Origin of the sequence: Salinispira pacifica (genome assembly GCF_000507245.1) — a bacterium.
GTDB classification, from domain to species: Bacteria; Spirochaetota; Spirochaetia; order DSM-27196; family Salinispiraceae; genus Salinispira; species Salinispira pacifica.
Map to the genome: position 1 here is coordinate 801,310 of NC_023035.1, position 16,115 is coordinate 817,424.

10 protein-coding genes are annotated in these 16,115 nt (G+C 53.2%); 5 read left to right on the forward strand and 5 right to left on the reverse strand.

Annotation, left to right across the window (positions count from 1 at the left end; translation table 11 throughout):
* Nucleotides 1-259: 259 nt before the first annotated feature.
* Together L21SP2_RS03550 and L21SP2_RS03555 are read right to left on the reverse strand one after the other, a co-directional pair.
* Nucleotides 260-2,620 carry a carbohydrate binding domain-containing protein gene (locus tag L21SP2_RS03550; RefSeq protein ID WP_024267115.1) on the reverse strand — a complete coding sequence of 787 codons (2,361 nt, stop codon included), beginning with the start codon at nucleotides 2,618-2,620 and terminating at the stop codon, nucleotides 260-262.
* Nucleotides 2,620-5,991, reverse strand: a complete 3,372-nt coding sequence (locus L21SP2_RS03555; protein WP_024267116.1) for a hypothetical protein — start codon at nucleotides 5,989-5,991, stop codon at nucleotides 2,620-2,622. Before L21SP2_RS03555 ends, L21SP2_RS03550 begins: the two co-directional genes overlap by 1 nt.
* Before the next feature lie 264 nt (nucleotides 5,992-6,255).
* Between L21SP2_RS03555 and L21SP2_RS03560 the strand changes: the two genes are divergently transcribed.
* The 5 genes from L21SP2_RS03560 to L21SP2_RS03580 all read left to right on the forward strand — a co-directional run bounded on the left by L21SP2_RS03560 (nucleotide 6,256) and on the right by L21SP2_RS03580 (nucleotide 12,361).
* A complete protein-coding gene (locus tag L21SP2_RS03560; RefSeq protein ID WP_024267117.1) occupies nucleotides 6,256-7,176 on the forward strand; it encodes an ABC transporter permease in 921 nt (306 codons plus the stop codon).
* 239 nt (nucleotides 7,177-7,415) lie between these two features.
* Nucleotides 7,416-8,075, forward strand: coding sequence for a carbohydrate ABC transporter permease (locus L21SP2_RS03565; protein ID WP_024267119.1), 660 nt, complete (start codon nucleotides 7,416-7,418; stop codon nucleotides 8,073-8,075).
* Nucleotides 8,076-8,101: 26 nt separating this feature from the next.
* Nucleotides 8,102-9,730, forward strand: a complete 1,629-nt coding sequence (locus L21SP2_RS03570) for an extracellular solute-binding protein (protein ID WP_024267120.1) — start codon at nucleotides 8,102-8,104, stop codon at nucleotides 9,728-9,730.
* 148 nt (nucleotides 9,731-9,878) lie between these two features.
* Nucleotides 9,879-10,901, forward strand: a complete 1,023-nt coding sequence (locus L21SP2_RS03575) for a LacI family DNA-binding transcriptional regulator (RefSeq protein WP_024267121.1) — start codon at nucleotides 9,879-9,881, stop codon at nucleotides 10,899-10,901.
* An 80-nt stretch (nucleotides 10,902-10,981) separates the two neighbouring features.
* Nucleotides 10,982-12,361, forward strand: a complete 1,380-nt coding sequence (locus L21SP2_RS03580; protein ID WP_024267122.1) for a glycoside hydrolase family 30 protein — start codon at nucleotides 10,982-10,984, stop codon at nucleotides 12,359-12,361.
* Nucleotides 12,362-12,512: 151 nt separating this feature from the next.
* Here L21SP2_RS03580 and L21SP2_RS18805 read toward each other — a convergent pair whose 3' ends face one another.
* Genes L21SP2_RS18805 through L21SP2_RS18815 form a run of 3 tightly spaced genes read right to left on the reverse strand, consistent with a single transcriptional unit; the run spans nucleotide 12,513 to nucleotide 16,005 of the window.
* Complete coding sequence (locus L21SP2_RS18805) at nucleotides 12,513-13,874, reverse strand: 3-oxoacyl-ACP synthase III family protein (protein ID WP_244437947.1); 1,362 nt, start codon at nucleotides 13,872-13,874, stop codon at nucleotides 12,513-12,515.
* Nucleotides 13,871-15,394: a transketolase C-terminal domain-containing protein gene (locus tag L21SP2_RS18810; protein ID WP_280113269.1), complete on the reverse strand. Its 1,524-nt coding sequence runs from the start codon at nucleotides 15,392-15,394 to the stop codon at nucleotides 13,871-13,873. Before L21SP2_RS18810 ends, L21SP2_RS18805 begins: the two co-directional genes overlap by 4 nt.
* Nucleotides 15,391-16,005, reverse strand: coding sequence for a thiamine pyrophosphate-dependent enzyme (locus tag L21SP2_RS18815; protein ID WP_280113270.1), 615 nt, complete (start codon nucleotides 16,003-16,005; stop codon nucleotides 15,391-15,393). Before L21SP2_RS18815 ends, L21SP2_RS18810 begins: the two co-directional genes overlap by 4 nt.
* Nucleotides 16,006-16,115 lie beyond the last annotated feature (110 nt).

A 16,115-nucleotide genomic window follows, 5' to 3' on the forward strand; every position in this document is an offset into this window, starting at 1 on the left:
CTGCAAGGGGTCTGCATGAAAGTCGGGCGAACTACGTGATCATCCGTGAATTATTGACTGGAACCAGGAGATCTCGGGAATCCGGGAGCTTCAATGCGTGCAGCGCCTGCCTGACTGGCAGGGTTCAATTGCTATGTAGTATGTCATCGGCGTGCAGCATGTGATCGGCGTGTGATATTAAACCGGCGTGTAGAAGTGAACTGCCGAGCCCGGCCGGGTACAGGATACAGCCGGGCTCGTTGGAATGCTGAATATTATCTTACCTTTTCTCCAGCTCAATCCAATTGAGATTCAGACCGGATGCATAGACCCGCAGTTCCTGTTCTCCTGAATCCAGAGAGAGTGTACCTTCAATGGTGGTCCATTCCTGCCACCCTCCGCTGTACTCCAGCTGGAGCATCTCCATCCCGCTGCCGTTGAGCGCCGGCCGGATGCTGCCGCTGGTGAGATCTGTTGCAACCCGGTAGCGTATCAGGTATTCTCCCGCATCCTGTACGTCCAGATTGTAGGAGAGCCAGTCACCGTCTTCCAGCCAGCCCACATTAAGCCCGCCTTCAGAGCTGGGCTGTGTGCGGGGAGCCGGGGACTTACCGAAGAAATCCTCCGCCTCTATCCGGGTTATGCCCGATCCGACCTCAACCGGAGGAGGAATGAATTCCAGGGATACATTATCAAGATACACATCCCTGGTAATTACCCCGGTGGGCAATGCATAGAGACTGAATATTCCCGCACCGCCGGCCTGGCCGGAAGTGGAGAAGGGATTGCTGAAGGTCTTCCATTCTTCTGTGAGGGTAATCTCATTTCTGCCGGAATAGGAAAATGCATCCCCTGCCGAACCGATGCCCGTGACAACGGGGCGTTCCTTGCTGGAACGTGCATCAAAACTGAGAATGTAGCTGGAAGAGGGGCGGATATCCAGACCCTTCTGACGCAGCACCACCGATTCCTCGTCATCACCGCTCCAGGCAATGAATATGCGGAGAGCCCGTTCACCTACCTGGGGGTTTACCCGCAGTTCCGCTTCAGAATCCCCGTCGGTTTCCAGCTCCCAGAACTCCGTTCGTTTCGTTCCAAGCTCAAATCCGCCGTTATAGATCAGTTCATTGCCGGGAAGCATGGGCTTGATCAGGGCTTCAGTGTTTCCGGATTCTCCGGCGGCTGCATCTGCGCTCTGGGCGGCGTCTCCCGCCGCCCCGTCCAGGTTTTCAAGACGGGCATCATCTATCCAGACATCGGCATCCGAAAGGCCCATGTTGAACTCGTATCTGGCCAGAACATCGCTTTCCTCGGACATGGTGAATTCAAAGCTGTATTCCTTCATTTCGGTATCGATGCTGATGTACCGTTCACCGGAATATGCAGCCCAGCCCCGGGGTGCGAGACCGCCCATTTTGACCATGATATCCCGTTCCTCAGCTGCACGGGCTTTGAAGCTCACCCGGTAGTTTGCGCCCTTCTGCAGGTTCATCTGCTGCTGAATCAGCTGGTTGGCCCAGATCTGGTTTCCCGGCCGGGATATTTGAATATGAACTTCTCCGTCATCCCACAGCGCAGACCCCGAGCCGCCCTCAAAGTTGCCGAACTCCCAGTAATCCAGCTCATCCGAGAAGCTGCCGTTGTACACCAGGTTCCCATCGGCTGTGGGTGCTCTGCCCTCCGGTGCTTTCTCTTCCTCGCCTTCGCTATCAGGTGCCCGGGCGGCAGGATATCCGTCGGGTTTCTCATATACTCTGATGTAATCAACTTCCATCTGTTGGGGGAACCGGGTGGTTTCATCAGGATATCCCGGCCAGTTACCTCCCACTGCCAGGTTCAGCTGCAGATAGAATGAACGGTCAAAGGGTGCAGGCCAGGTGTAATCCGCAGGCTGCCCCTCTTTCCGGGAGAACCATTCGCTTTGTGTCCGATACAGGTTCCCGTCCACATACCAGCGGAAGATTCCCGGCTCCCATTCCAGGGCGAAGGTATGAAAATCATCGGAGAATTTTCCTTCCGGGAGAGGGTATGAACTGCCTGTGTAGGTGTGGGGCAGCCCGTAATGGAGGGTACCGTGTACGGTATCAGGTTCATGCCCCACCAGTTCCACAATATCAATTTCACCTGAGCTGGGCCATTGACCGTAGAGCTCATAATCCGTGGGCATCATCCAGATTGCAGGCCATATGCCCTGACCTTCAGGCAGTTTGGCGCGGAATTCAAAGCGTCCGTACAGCCAGTCCGCCTTGTCCTGTGTGGTGATCTTTGCGGATGTATAGGGGCTACCCTGAAAAGGTTCATCATGGGCCTGAATAATCAAACGGCCCTTTTCAACCCGTACGTTTTTTTCCCGGTCGCTGTAATACTGCAGCTCATTATTGCCGTATCCCCCTGCGCCGATCACATAGTTCCACACCTGAGCATCCAGGCTGTCACCGGAAAAATCCTCTTCCCAGACCAGATGCCATTGATCTTGCAGTTCTGCCATATCAGTATCGGTCCCCGCCGTCTGCAGGTTGGTGCATGAGGTCCAGGCAGAAAGCAGGATGATTAATCCTGCAGCCGCTATTGCAGCCATTCCGCCGGTACCAATACCCCGGCGATAGCGCCGGGGTGCGTCAGGTTTGTGCAATCTGTTCATTATTTTCCCCCTTTTATCGTCACCGTCACTGCAGTGACGCTTCCGTCCCTCAGGAATATGTTCCGGGACAATTCTTCAGAGATCTCAAGCCCGGAAATGACTACGGACTCTTCACCGGATCTATCTATTTCGATTCTGTTCTCTTTTGCCCGTGCCACAGTGAACCTGATGCCGCAGAACTGAAAACTGAAGCGATCCTCACCGGGAATCCACTGGTCATCCAGTATCAGCTCGGGCATGAAGAAGATGCGCCCGTCCCGGATTACCATTCCGAGTTCTGCAAACCGGGTGAGAACCTCTTCTTTTACCTGACCGGTCATTCCCGGCTGTTTCGCTCCCTGTTCCCAGGGGCTGTGGGAGTAGGGGTCCAGGGGGACGGCTCCGTATTCCAAAGGCGTCTTGTTGAACCCGAGTCCCCGGCGGATATCGATATATTGCCTTTTGAGTCTGGAGACTGATTCCGGTGAATCCCCCCTGAGGACTGCGTCGGTGAGACGCTCCTGTACCGCCAGCAGAAGTTTGGAAACCATGTGCCAATAAATGCTTCCCAGACCTTCATATGCAAAAAAGGTTCCTGATCTTCCGGTGAACATCCGGTGCTGGAAGATTTCTTCAAACAGGCGGAGCAGTTCCGCTCGGTGTGATTCAGATAGAAAGGAAGCCCGTTCTTCCAGATCCCCGGCATTTCTGAAATCGCCGTGGAAGTGCCAGCTGCCGTTATCATCTCTGATGAGGAGTTCCTGCAGGCGGGGGTGTGTTTTCAGCTCAGGGGAAAGCCTGTTCATGTGTTCCTCAGTCACCGAGTTCTTATCCAGAAACCTGGAAACATGACGATAGGGGTAGAGCATGTAGGATTTCTGATCCTCACGGTAGAGGGGGCCTTTTTTCAGCAGATCCAGAATGCGGATAATTTCTTCGCTGGGGTAAATATCCAGTGAGAGTCCTGCAACCTGTCCCTCCAGCATGGGGTACAGGGGGTGCACCTTCGCCGATCGATCCCGTAATTCCAGCACCATATAGGATTCAAAGCTTCCGTCTTCCATGCGGGTTGAATCGATGGTGCGGATGAAGCTGGTTTTGCAGTCGGTGAGAAATTCAAGAATGGCGTTACGTTTCAGGTTTACGGTTTTTCCGCTGAAACCCCGGTCATATACGCTCTTTCTGTACTGCCCGGCTGCCGTACCCAGCTCTTTCAGCACGGAATATCTCTTTTGTGGATCGCTGTGGGCATCATCAGGCAGAGCCTGAAAGGTTTTTCTGCCTTTCTCCAGCCAGCTGTACACTTCTTCATGAATTTCCACATGGCTGTCATCAACGAGATTCAGCAATGATTCAATCTGTTCGATGAAGCGCAGCAGATAGCTGAGAGTCACCATGGAGAGTCCCCAGCCTGCCAGTGCATTATTGGCATCATTCCATTCAGGCCTCTGGGTGTTCATCCAGATGCCGCCTCCGGGAACGTAGTTCGCAGCCTTGGCCAGAAGCAGAATAAAGAGCTTTTCCAGAAACCCGGTCTTCATCGGCAGGTTCTCGCCGTCGGGAATGAGGGCTGCGTCGGCTCCCAGCTCCTTTCTGCGGGATGCAATGCTCTCATCCAGCTCATAGTCGAAGCTGATTGAATTGTAGGGGTCTTTTTCCAGCCGGGAAAAATCTGCAATTCGGTAGGGAACCCGGGCAAAAGTGAACATCCTGGTGTGAAACAGCCGCGAAAGACCTTCCGGGAGGAAGTGTGCGGCATTTTCCAGAAGTTTGGTCAGATAAATAATCTGATGATCGCTCCAGTATCCGATATTCGCCCAGGGGTTCTCCGGCTCGGGAACCTCCCAGTCGATGCCTTTCTGGGAAATTCTGTAGGGATTATACCCGTCTATGGTGGTGGCGTTCAGAAATTTCGTGATCACAGACAGATAAAACTGAGGGTATGAGAAGCACAGAGCCTCCCAGTTCTGAAATATATCCCGCCAGTTGCCCTGGTATCCGGTTACCGGTTCATTATTCTCATCCCTGGTTTTAATAAAGAACATATTCCAGGGACGACTTGGATCGCCGTGACGGCGGCTGAAATTCAGGGGGAGATACTCAAAACTCATTCTGATCAAATCGGGATCACCGCTTTTCTGACAGATGTTCTGGAGTTCGCGAATGGATAGCTGGGAAGGAAGGGAGGACAGAAGTTCGCTTTGAGCCCGGTGGAGATGGGAATTCCATTCCTGAACAAAGTCTGCGAAATCACGGCCGTTGATTGTATATCCGTTGAGAAAATATCCGCCCCGCATCACGTTAAAGAGCACATTGAGACTGTGATGATACTGGCTTTCTTTGCTGCCGACCTCCTGCAGGCCGTCATTAAGCTCGAGAATCCGGATCAGATCGTTCCGTGACCGCCTCAGATCCTCTTCAAGTTCCGTTTCCAGGGAACTCTTCTGCTCCAGAAGTTTCTTGCGAAGGTTGTGAACGCTTCTGTGATCCTGTTTCAGCTCGCCTACCATTCCCCAGCTTTTTGAGACGTTGCCGCCGGTGAGGGTGAAGTCGCAAATATATGCACCCCGCTGTCCCCGGATGTCGGTTTCGCTGCGGGTGGGCATGTTTTTCATGATATTTCCTGTCTGGGCCTCCGAAAGAAGAAGGGTGAAATCGGTAATTCCGTATGACCAGACTGTGGTGGCACGCAAGCTTTCACTGGGTTCGGCCTGGTCAGTGAGGGTAGCATTCAATGTGTAGATGCCCAGGCCGGTCTGGAGATCGGACTCATTTCTCTTATATGCATTCAGCAGATTGCTCATACCAGTTTGAAGCTGTTCGTGTACGCTGGCCGGAAGAATATTTCTGATACCGTCCAATATGCGGATCTGTTCTATATCTCCGTTATCCGCAGTAATGGAAGCTCCCCTGTGGATGCCGAAGCCGGGACTGGCTTCCCAGGAGTAGGAAAACGTGATGCCCAGATCGTGATTAATTTCTTCGAAGAGAACGGCATCCCCGTATACTGCCTTATACAGGTTTCTGCTTGTATTGTAGAGTTCAGGGGCATCCCAAAGCAGCGGTTCCCAAAAATAGGTACCTGTGCAGGTTGTTACCAGGATTCTGGTGACCGGGCCGGTGTTCCTGAAGTTTTCGGTGATTTTATCCACGGTGTAATAGGGAAAAAGGGCGTTATCCCTGGATTCCCTGCCCGCAGAGATACCGCCGGTAGAGGAGAGGAACATCCAGATATTATCCGGGTTGGTTACGGACATAAAAAAGGGTTCCATGCAATCATAATCCGAAATACGGTACCATTCCCGATTCTGTTTTCGCAGGATTTCCCCTTGGGGGATGATTTCCCGTGTATGCAGCGGGGACGTTCCGATTTTGAGTTGTTGAGTATTCATTTCTGTCTCCTGACGAGTAATATGTGCGGGATAGTCTTACCACAGTAACATATAAATATGTTTGCGTAAACACAAAGAATGTCCGGAGCAGCTTAAAAAACAACCCGAAAACACCTTGTATTTGCTGCAGAAGAAGATAGTTATTGGGAATTATTCTGATACTCCAGATTCTGCGGAGACAGGTCGTGAAAATCTCTGAAAAAAATGTTTACGGAAACATGGACCCGTGCTACTGTTTTGTATTCACGAAACAGGACGGCATATATGAAATCGATAAAGCTGCCGGATAGACGGAAACTGATCCGTTTCCGGTATCTCCTATATATGGCGGTACCCGCACTGGTATGGATGATTGTGTTTAATTACATCCCCATGTACGGAATCGTCATAGCGTTTAAAAATTACCGGATCATTCAGAGTATCTCCGAGGCGCCCTGGGTCGGGCTGTACCATTTCAGGGAGCTCTTTGCAGAGGGTGATTTCTGGCGGGTTATGAAAAACACCCTGGGAATCAGTTTCTACAAGCTTCTGATCGGTTTTCCCCTGCCGATTATTTTTGCGCTGTTTCTTAATGAGATTAAGAGTTTTCAATTCAAGAAGACCGTACAGACGATTTCCTATCTTCCCCACTTCCTTTCATGGGTTGTTCTTGGGGGAATAATGATGAACTGGCTTTCTGATGTGGGGATCATCAATGAAATACTCATGAAACTGGGCCTGATTGATGAACCGGCATTCTGGCTGGCCGAACCGGATAAATTCTGGGGCATAGTGGTTATTTCGGACATCTGGAAGGAACTGGGGTGGGGAGCAATTATTTATATCGCGGCGATATCCGGTATTGACCCCAGTCTTTACGAGGCTGCCACCATGGACGGCGCAGGGCGCTTTCAGAAAATGCGGCACATAACCCTTCCAAGCATTGCGGGAACCATTTCCATTCTCCTCATACTGGCCATCAGCGGAATTCTCAACACGAACTTTGACCAGATACTGGTATTGAGAAACTCCCTGAATCAAAGCGCCAGTGATGTAATCGATGTATTTGTCTACCGGGTGGGGATCAGGAATGCCCGGTTCTCCTATGCCCAGGCAATCGCACTTTTCAAATCCATTGTAGCTCTCATTCTTCTCTGGGGAGCAAACACCTTCTCCAGGAAGGTGAACGGACACTCTCTATATTAGGACGCGGGTATGGCAATAGCAGGAATGAAAAAACGAAAATTCGACCTATTCAATATAGTCAATATCAGTATCATGCTGATTATCTGCGGCGTAACCATTTATCCCATCTGGTATACCGTGGTGCTTTCTTTCAATGACGGAAGCGATGCTCTTCTGGGGGCATCTACTGGTGGCCCAGGGAGTTCAGTCTGGAGAGCTATCAGGCGGTATTCCAGTCTCCGGATATTATATGGGCCTTCGTGATTTCTGTTCTCCGGACAGTGATCGGGACGGTTACCCATGTGTTTTTCACCGGAATGACGGCGTACGCCTTTTCCAAGAAACATCTGCCGTTCCGGGGATTTTTTCTGGCCGTGGGAACCTTCACCATGTTTTTCAACGGGGGGCTTATCCCCACCTTCCTGTTGTTTAAGGAGCTTCATCTTCTGGATAATTTCCTGGTCTACATTCTTCCGACCATGTTTAATTTTTTCCATCTGATCATTTTTATGTCGTTTTTCCGGGAACTGCCCGAAAGCATCGAAGAGTCGGCTCTTATGGACGGTGCAAATGAATTCATGATTTTCGTCAGAATTATTTTGCCCCTTTCAACTGCGGTAATCGCAACCATTGCTCTGTTTCACGGGGTCTGGCACTGGAATGATTATTTTTTCGGAGTGATTTTCATTAACAGCGAATCTCTTCAGCCCATTTCCTCCTACCTCTATCGGGTAATTGCTGAAACCAGCTCCAATCAGATGCTGGCGAATATGCCCGAGGGCATGCGTTCCCAGTCGGTGACATCACAATCAATCAAACTGGCCACCATGATCGTGGCCACACTGCCAATTGTCGTTACATATCCGTTCCTGCAGAAATACTTTGTAAAAGGTCTGCTGATCGGATCAGTAAAAGGTTAATTCCCTGAAGGGAATATGGAGGTTGTATGAACAGAATAGTGAATATTATTCTGGTGTTTGCCCTGGTGATGGGCATGCCGCTCTTCGCCGAAGGTCAAGCGGAAGATGGCGGTTCTGCGGGCGGATCAAATGTTGAGCTGAGTGCCGATCAGCCCGGTTGGAAGGTGGATACCAGCCCCATCACATTTGACTGGTATATTCATTTTTCGTGGTTTCCGTCCCAATGGGGTGAAGGAGATGCGGTTTCCCGGTATGTTACCGAGAAAACCGGTGTGGACATCAATTTCATCGTACCCGCAGGCAACGAAGCAGAGAAGCTGAATACCCTTATAGCCGGAGATCAGCTTCCCGACTTCATCACCCTGGGATGGTGGGAAGGACAGGTCAACGATATGATAGACGGGGATCTGGTGTATGCTCTGGATGAACTGGCCGAGCAATACGATCCCTACTTCTTTGAGGTTGCCGTTGATGAACGTCTTGGATGGTATACCCGTGATGACGGTCACGTGTATGGATATCCCAACGCATCCTTCTCACCCTCCGACTATGATAAGTATGATCTGCCCTCGAATCAAACATTTCTGGTTCGAAAGGACATGTATGAAGCCCTGGGCGAACCGGAAATGCGCACCCCTGAAGGTTACCTGGATGCTCTGCGGCGGGCCAAAGAGATGTTCCCCGAGACCAGCGGACAACCCCTCATCCCCTTCGGAATGCATGAGTTCGGCGACTCGGGAAACTACAGCCTGGAAGCATATCTGCAGAACTTCCTGGCCATCCCGTATGAAGAGAACGGTCAGCTGATCGACCGCTTCGCACATCCCGAATACAAACGCTGGCTTCTTACCCTCCGCCAGGCCCGGGAAGAAGGTCTAATTACCACCGATGTGTTTGTTGATAAACGGGCTCAGATGGAAGAAAAGATCGCACAGGGGCGTTACTTTTCCATGCTGTATCAGCGGACCGACTTTGCAGGTCAGCAGCAGATTCTCTTCGAGAATGATCCCGACTCCATCTACATTGCAGTGGACGGTCCGGCCAATTCGGACATGGATGATCCCAGGCTCGCAGGGCAGGGTGTTGCCGGCTGGACCATCACTCTTATATCCAAGAACGTGGAAGATCCTGCACGGGCCATCCGTTTCATGAGCTATATGCTCAGTGAGGAAGGACAGAAGGATTTCTACCTGGGGGTTGAAGGTGTAACATGGGAAAACCGTGACGGCAAGGATCAGCTCACTCCAGAAGCCCTGGAAATGCTTCAGACAGACCGGGGACAATTCGATAAAGTCCATGGTGCAGTTACCACGTACTGGATGCTTATGGACAACGCCATGTTTGCCCAGTGGGAACCCGAACCGGTGAGTCCCGGAAAGGAACTGGTGGAATGGACGCTTCCCTATACCGTCAGCTATGCGGCGTATGACAATATTGCGCCCCCTGCAGGTACCGAGCTTGGTATTATCAGCAGTAAAATTGTAGAGCTCAGGGGAAAAATGCTTCCTGCATTGCTGAACGCTGAAAGCGAAGCCGAATTCGAAGAGATCTGGGACAGCTGGATTGAGCGAAAAGAAGAACTGGGTCTGGAAGAGCTGATGGAATATCAGCAGACCAAGGTGGATGTAAACAAGACCAAACTGGGGCTGAATTAATCAGCTCCCGGTTCACATCCCGAATCGGCCGGCAGGGCCGGGCTTCGCCGTCCCGGGTACAGAATGTATCCGGGACGGTTTATTCACACAACTCAGGGTTTTCGGATAGACTGATACCCGGGAAACACAGATGCCGGGGAGGCAAAGGGTGGCAACACAAAAAGATGTGGCACGGCTGGCTGACGTATCGTTTATCACCGTCTCCCGTGTCATAAACGATAAGGGGAACGTGAAACCCGATACACGGGAGCGGGTGCTGAAGGCCATTAAGGAGCTGAACTACTACCCCAACAGCTTCGCCCAGGGATTAACCGCAAACCGTGTGAACACAATAGCCGTTATGCCTCATCTTTCGAATGCCGTGGGAGTGGAAGAAACATCATATTACCGTCGTCTGCTGATCGGTATCGAAAAATACTGCATGCAGGCAGGCTTCGATATTCTTCTCTCCACACAGCGGGAACGGGACGAACACTTTGATTTTCTCCGCCCCTACTATCAGCGCAAAGCAGACGGATTAATACTTCTGGGAATTGATAAGGCCCACATAGATTATCAGAAAGTGCTGGAGGATGAGATCCCCTGTGTGATTATCGGCGAACACGGAACTCATCCCGAGATATGCCATCTGGATTCGGATAACAGCTGGGGAACCCGGCTTATCAGCGAGTATCTTATCAATCATGGACATCGGCGCATTGCCTATCTTCATGTTGACCGCTGGACACAGGATACCACTGACCGTCTGGAAAGTTTCAAACGGATACTGGGTGAGCGGAGGATCGAATTCCCTGAGGAGTATTTACTTTACGGAGATTTCACCATGGAGTCCGGCAGGACAGCTGCGAGGAAAATCGCATCGATGAAAAACCGACCCACTGCGGTCATTGCGGCCACCGATCTGATGGCCCTGGGGCTGCTGGAAGGTGCATCTGAAGTGGGACTCAGAATTCCCGAGGATCTTTCCATTGCGGGATTCGACGGTCACGAAATTACCGCCTACACCAATCCTCCTCTTGCCACCGTGGTACAGGATCTTGAGGGTATGGGTTATGAAGCCGCCCGCTCGCTTATCCGGCAGATACACGGAGAACCCCTGGATAAACGGGAAATTATTTTCCCTGTGGTATTTGAACCCCGGGGAAGCATTCATGCCTGCAGCAGTGAGTGATACCGGCGTAATCCGCCGGATCAGATTATTCCAACGAAAGTCACAGACCTGCCCTCAGGGGCAGTACAGGATGAGAAATCATGAACATAGACAAATTTATTCTCAGCTCCAAAGATGGAGGCCAGAAGCTTCAACAGACAAATCCGGGAGATTATATTTCACCTCTCCCGGAGAATGGAAAGGCTTCTGCAGATATTGAAACAGACCTGAACCGAACCCGTCAGGAGATTATGGGATTCGGCGGCGCCTTTACGGAAGCCGCCGCACTGAGTCTTTCGAAATTGAATCCCCGGCTGAGAGAGGAGGCTCTTGAGGCCTACTTCCACCCTGAGCGGGGTCATGGATATTCCCTGGGCAGAGTGCACATTCACAGCTGCGACTTTGCCCTCTCCAATTACACCTATGTGGAAGAACACGATGAGAGTCTGGATAGCTTCGATATTTCCCATGACCGTGAGCATATTATTCCCATGATCCGGGATGCCTTCCGCATGGCATCGAAAGATCTGAAATTACTGGCCTCTCCCTGGAGTCCTCCGGGCTGGATGAAAACCAACGGGGAGATGAACAACGGAGGGAAACTGCTTCCCCGGTACCGGGATGCCTGGGCCCGGTACTATGTGAAATTTATCCGGGCATATGATCAGGAAGAAATTCCGCTGTGGGGCATCAGCGTACAGAATGAACCTGCTGCGGTACAAATCTGGGATTCCTGCATATTTTCCGGAGAAGAAGAGCGGGATTTCGTGCGTGACCACCTGGGACCCTGTCTCCGGGAAAACGGTCTGAAAGATATCAAGCTGCTGATCTGGGATCATAACAGGGATATTATGGCGGAGCGGGCTGAAGCCGTGCTCTCGGACCCTGAGGCAGCCCAATATGTGTGGGGTACGGGATACCACTGGTATGTATCCGAAGAGTTCTCCAATCTGTCCCGTGTACACGATGCATTTCCCGATAAGCATCTTCTGTTTACCGAAGGGTGTCAGGAAGGGGGGTGCAAAATCGGCGAATGGTTCACCGGGGAACGCTACGCCCGAAATATGATCGGCGACTTCAACAACTGGTGTGAAGGATATATCGACTGGAATCTGGTGCTGGATGAAACCGGCGGCCCGAACCATGTGAACAATCTCTGCGATGCTCCGATTATCGCCGACACCCTGAACGACAGGCTGATATATAACTCATCCTACTACTACATCGGTCATTTCAGCCGCTTTGTTCCCCCGGGATCCAAAGCCCTTGAACTCTCCCGGAAAGCAACCGGAGCCGCTTCCCATGCCGGAGAAGAGGACCGGATCCTTTGGGCTGCGTTCCTGCGCCCCGACGGCTCCATTGCGGCTGTGGCAATGAACGAAGGCGATGACGGGCAAAGCAGCACTCTGAGAATCGGAGCGCAGGGCTTCGAATTGAGACTTCCCGCACACAGTATCGCCACCATAATCCTGAAAGCCTGAAACCCTGTCAGCTGGGAAGTCAGTGAGCTGGGAAGTCAGTGAGCTGAAATTCAGTCAGCCGGTGAGGCAGTCAGCCGGTGAGGCAGTCAGCCGGCGGGGAAACACGGAGCGGGAATTTCACCCGCCCCGTGCATTACATCTACGCCGGGTCTTACACCCGCTCCAGCACGGCCCCTGCGTAGGTGAACCCGCCTCCGAAGGCGGTGAGCCCCAGGGTGCCGGGCAGGCTGCCGCTGCTTCCTGCAGCTGTGCCGGTTTGGCCCAGTTCATCCGCATTGCTGAGAATTTGCTCAATACAGAGGGGAATGGTTGATGAAGAGGTATTGCCCCAGTCCCTGATCATGGAAAATACCCGTGAACTGTCCAGTTTCATCCGCTGGCGCACAGCGTTGATAATCCGCTGGTTCGCCTGGTGGGGTACGATCAGCTCCAGCGCCTTGGCGTTGAATCCCGAAGCCTTGGCTGCCGAGTCCAGGGATGAGATCATGGCCCGCACCGCTTTCTGATAAATTACCGGTCCTTCCATGCTGATATACTCATTTTCGGCGTTTCCGCCCCCCTGCTCATGAAGAGGTACGGTGAGTGCCTGTTCAGTATCGGGGCTTGCGTACAATGACGGGCGGTGAATCCGGTAGAGGGGTTTCAGCCCCTTTTCCCCTGCGGGTCCGCCGTCTGCCGTTGCGCAGATCAGCGTAGCGGTTGCCGCATCCCCGAAGATGGGGGCGGTTGAGGGATCGCTGCTGTCCAGGCGCCTGGAGAGCAGTTCCGTGGTAATCAGCAGAATGGGTTTCCCGCCTCCGGTACTGAGCAGGGCATCATGGGCCAGCTGGAGACCGTAGATGTATCCCGAGCAGGCTGCGGAAAAGTCCATGGCGGGAATTTCCGTACTGCCGTCGCTTCCCGGCAGCCTGTCCAGAACACGGCATGCCAGGGAGGGAGTAATATTGTCAGGTGTTCCGGTTGATAGGTATATGCCCCCCAGATCTCCTGCTTTGAGATTAAATTGGGTCATCAGCCCGGATGCGGCTTCCACCGCCATACCCACGGCGCTTTGATCATCCGACGCCCAGCGTCGCCGCTGAATTCCTGTTCGCTTTACAATATCTTCGGGACTCCAGCTGGGACAGAGCTGTGAAATTTCTTCGTTTTCCAGTACCCGCGAACCGGCGGAGTGGGCGACTCCGGCAATCCCCACAATAATCCCGGAAGAAGTTCCGGATTTTTCGTGCTGTGTTCCGCCCTTTTTTTCCCCCTGTGTTCCTGTTGGGGCCGGCGTCCGGCTGTCCCGGAACTGAAGGGGTTCCAGCCTGATCACCGGGGTTCCCGGTTCTTCCCGGGTGGGAGGTTTGGGTACCGCCGCATCCTCGGTGAGCAGCCGGATCAGCGGGGTCCCCACTGCAACCTCATCTCCGATTTCCACCAGCAGGTCCCGCACCGTGCCGGAAATGGGGGCGGCAATCTCTGTGACCGCCTTGTCCGCTTCCACACTGGCGATCAGATCCCCTTCTTTCACCTCTTCCCTGCCTTCACCAGGTATTCGATGACGGTCACCATTTCATCCGAGGGGCTGGAACCGATGGCTTCAACCAGGAATTCACCCTCTCCGGCGCTTACCGGTTTATCCCAGTCCATATCACCCTGAAGCATTTCAACCGCCGCTTCAAGAATTTCCCGGTAGGATGGAAGTACCTCCAGCTGATTGCCGAAGTTGCAGGGAACATAGGTGTCTTCCCGAACCACCCGCCGTGAGCTGAAACCTCCGGATAATTCCTCACTGAGATACGCCAGGATTTCCGCCCCGAAGCCTGACGACCGGTTATCCTCATGGGCGATGATCACCCGGCGGCTTGCGGCCACAGATTCCCGTACCATATCCTTGTCCCAGGGGGAAAGGGATCTCAGATCGATCAGGTCCACCTCAACTCCCTTCTCTTCCAGAGCTGCCGCGGTCTTGGCCATGAGAGGGATGGTGTTCCCCCAGCCGATGAGACTGATGTCCGAGCCGGAACGGATGCGCCGGGCCTTGCCCACCGGGACAAAATGCTTGGCGATATCCGGGCTGGTTGCCCTGTTTCGGTCGTTCAGACAGTTTTTCGGATAGAAAAAGAGGGTGGGGCGTCCCGACTCGTAGGCCGCATTCAGCAGGCCGGCGGCGTCTCCGGCGGACGAGGGCATGACCACATCCACTCCGGGGGTGTGAACCGCAAGGGCTTCCAGGCTGGACGCATGAAAGGGGCCCAGCCCGGGCTTGTAGCCTCCGGAGGTGATCATGAGAATTGCCGGGGCCTCCCAGCCGCCGTCGGTTCTCCAGTACATGCTGCCCATTTCGGAGAAAATCTGGTTGTAGGCCAGGGGGAGAAAGTCTGCGAACTGAATGAATCCCACCGGCCTGCCTCCCGCAAGGGCCCGGCCGACGCTTACCCCCGCAATGGTGGATTCACTCAACGGACTGTTCAGAACCCGCCCGGGGTTGGCTGTGCTCAGCCCCTTGGTAATGCCGAACACATCGCCCTTGGGATCCTCAATATCCTCCCCGAACAGGCTCAGCCGCCGGTCCTTTTCCAGGCGCAGCCGGAAACTCTCCCTGATGGCTTCGATCATGGTCAGGCTCGGCTGTTCACCCTCCGGCGCAGGACCTTCATGGCTGCCCCGGTATTCTTCGGTTTTCAGGTAGGCGGGGGCAAGGGGGCGTTTTGCATCGAACACCGAATCGGGCTCCGGTGAGCGGCGGCTGCGGTCGGCGGCCTGATGTACTTCCTCCCGCACCTCCTCTTCAAGAGAGGTGATTTCATCCTCGCTCATTCCCGATTCCAGAAGAAGGTTCCGGCAATGAACCAGGGGGTCCCTGGTGGAGGCCGAGCGGCCGATATCCTCGGCGCTGCGGTATACGCTCTGGTCGTCTGCATTGGTATGATTGGAAATCCGGTCAACCTGGAAAATGACGATTGCCGGCTTCCGGGTTTCCCGCATTTCGTTAACCACCCGGGAAAGCCCGGCATGGGACTCGGTTATATTGCAGCCGTCAATCCTCACAATGGGGATGCCGTAAAAGCTTTCAGCTTCGCCGTCGGGGTAGAGAAAAAGGTTTGCCCCTTGGTCTGGGTGGATATTGCGTACACATTATCCTCAATAAAATAGAGGACCGGAAGCCGTTCCCTCACAGAATGAGCAATGGATTCCAGAACCTCACCCTCCTGGGTCATCCCGTCCCCCAGAGCACAGAGAACCACCGGGCTGCCCTCCTGATCCTTCACCTCGGCGGCAATACCCGCCGCCGGAAGGGCATTGTTTCCAACCGGACCGGCCAGGCTGAGAACCTTATGCCGGGGATCGCTGATGTGAGCGGACATCTGCCTCCCCCGTGAATGGGAGGCATCTTTACAGAAGAGGCTGTGAAAAAACATCTCGCTGCTCACCCCCCGGGCCAGCATCAAAGCCTTGTCCCGATAATGGCAATGGAGCCAGTCCTGCTCCCCGAGAATATCTTCCAGTACTACTGAACCTTCGTGTCCGGCTCCGGAAACATGGAAGAAGGCTTCCCCCCGCTTGGTAAACTGATCCTCCAGGCGGTCCACCTCCCGGGCACTGAGCATATATCGGTAAAATCGGCGCAACTGGTTTTGAGTAAGGTCTTTTCTCGTCATACTATCTCCTGCGAGTGTTGGCTGAGGCTAGGATCAGATGGTAGGGTATAATTGAATCAAATTCAACAAAAACAGCGGGCTATTCCCTAATTATTTAGTGAGGTATACAC

Bases quoted from the DNA above. Each gene is read 5' to 3' on its own strand.
- L21SP2_RS18815 (WP_280113270.1), bottom strand. From the start codon at position 16,005: ATGACGAGAAAAGACCTTACTCAAAACCAGTTGCGCCGATTTTACCGA.
- L21SP2_RS03570 (WP_024267120.1), top strand. From the start codon at position 8,102: ATGAACAGAATAGTGAATATTATTCTGGTGTTTGCCCTGGTGATGGGC.
- L21SP2_RS03580 (WP_024267122.1), top strand. From the start codon at position 10,982: ATGAACATAGACAAATTTATTCTCAGCTCCAAAGATGGAGGCCAGAAG.
- L21SP2_RS03560 (WP_024267117.1), top strand. From the start codon at position 6,256: ATGAAATCGATAAAGCTGCCGGATAGACGGAAACTGATCCGTTTCCGG.
- L21SP2_RS03550 (WP_024267115.1), bottom strand. From the start codon at position 2,620: ATGAACAGATTGCACAAACCTGACGCACCCCGGCGCTATCGCCGGGGT.
- L21SP2_RS03555 (WP_024267116.1), bottom strand. From the start codon at position 5,991: ATGAATACTCAACAACTCAAAATCGGAACGTCCCCGCTGCATACACGG.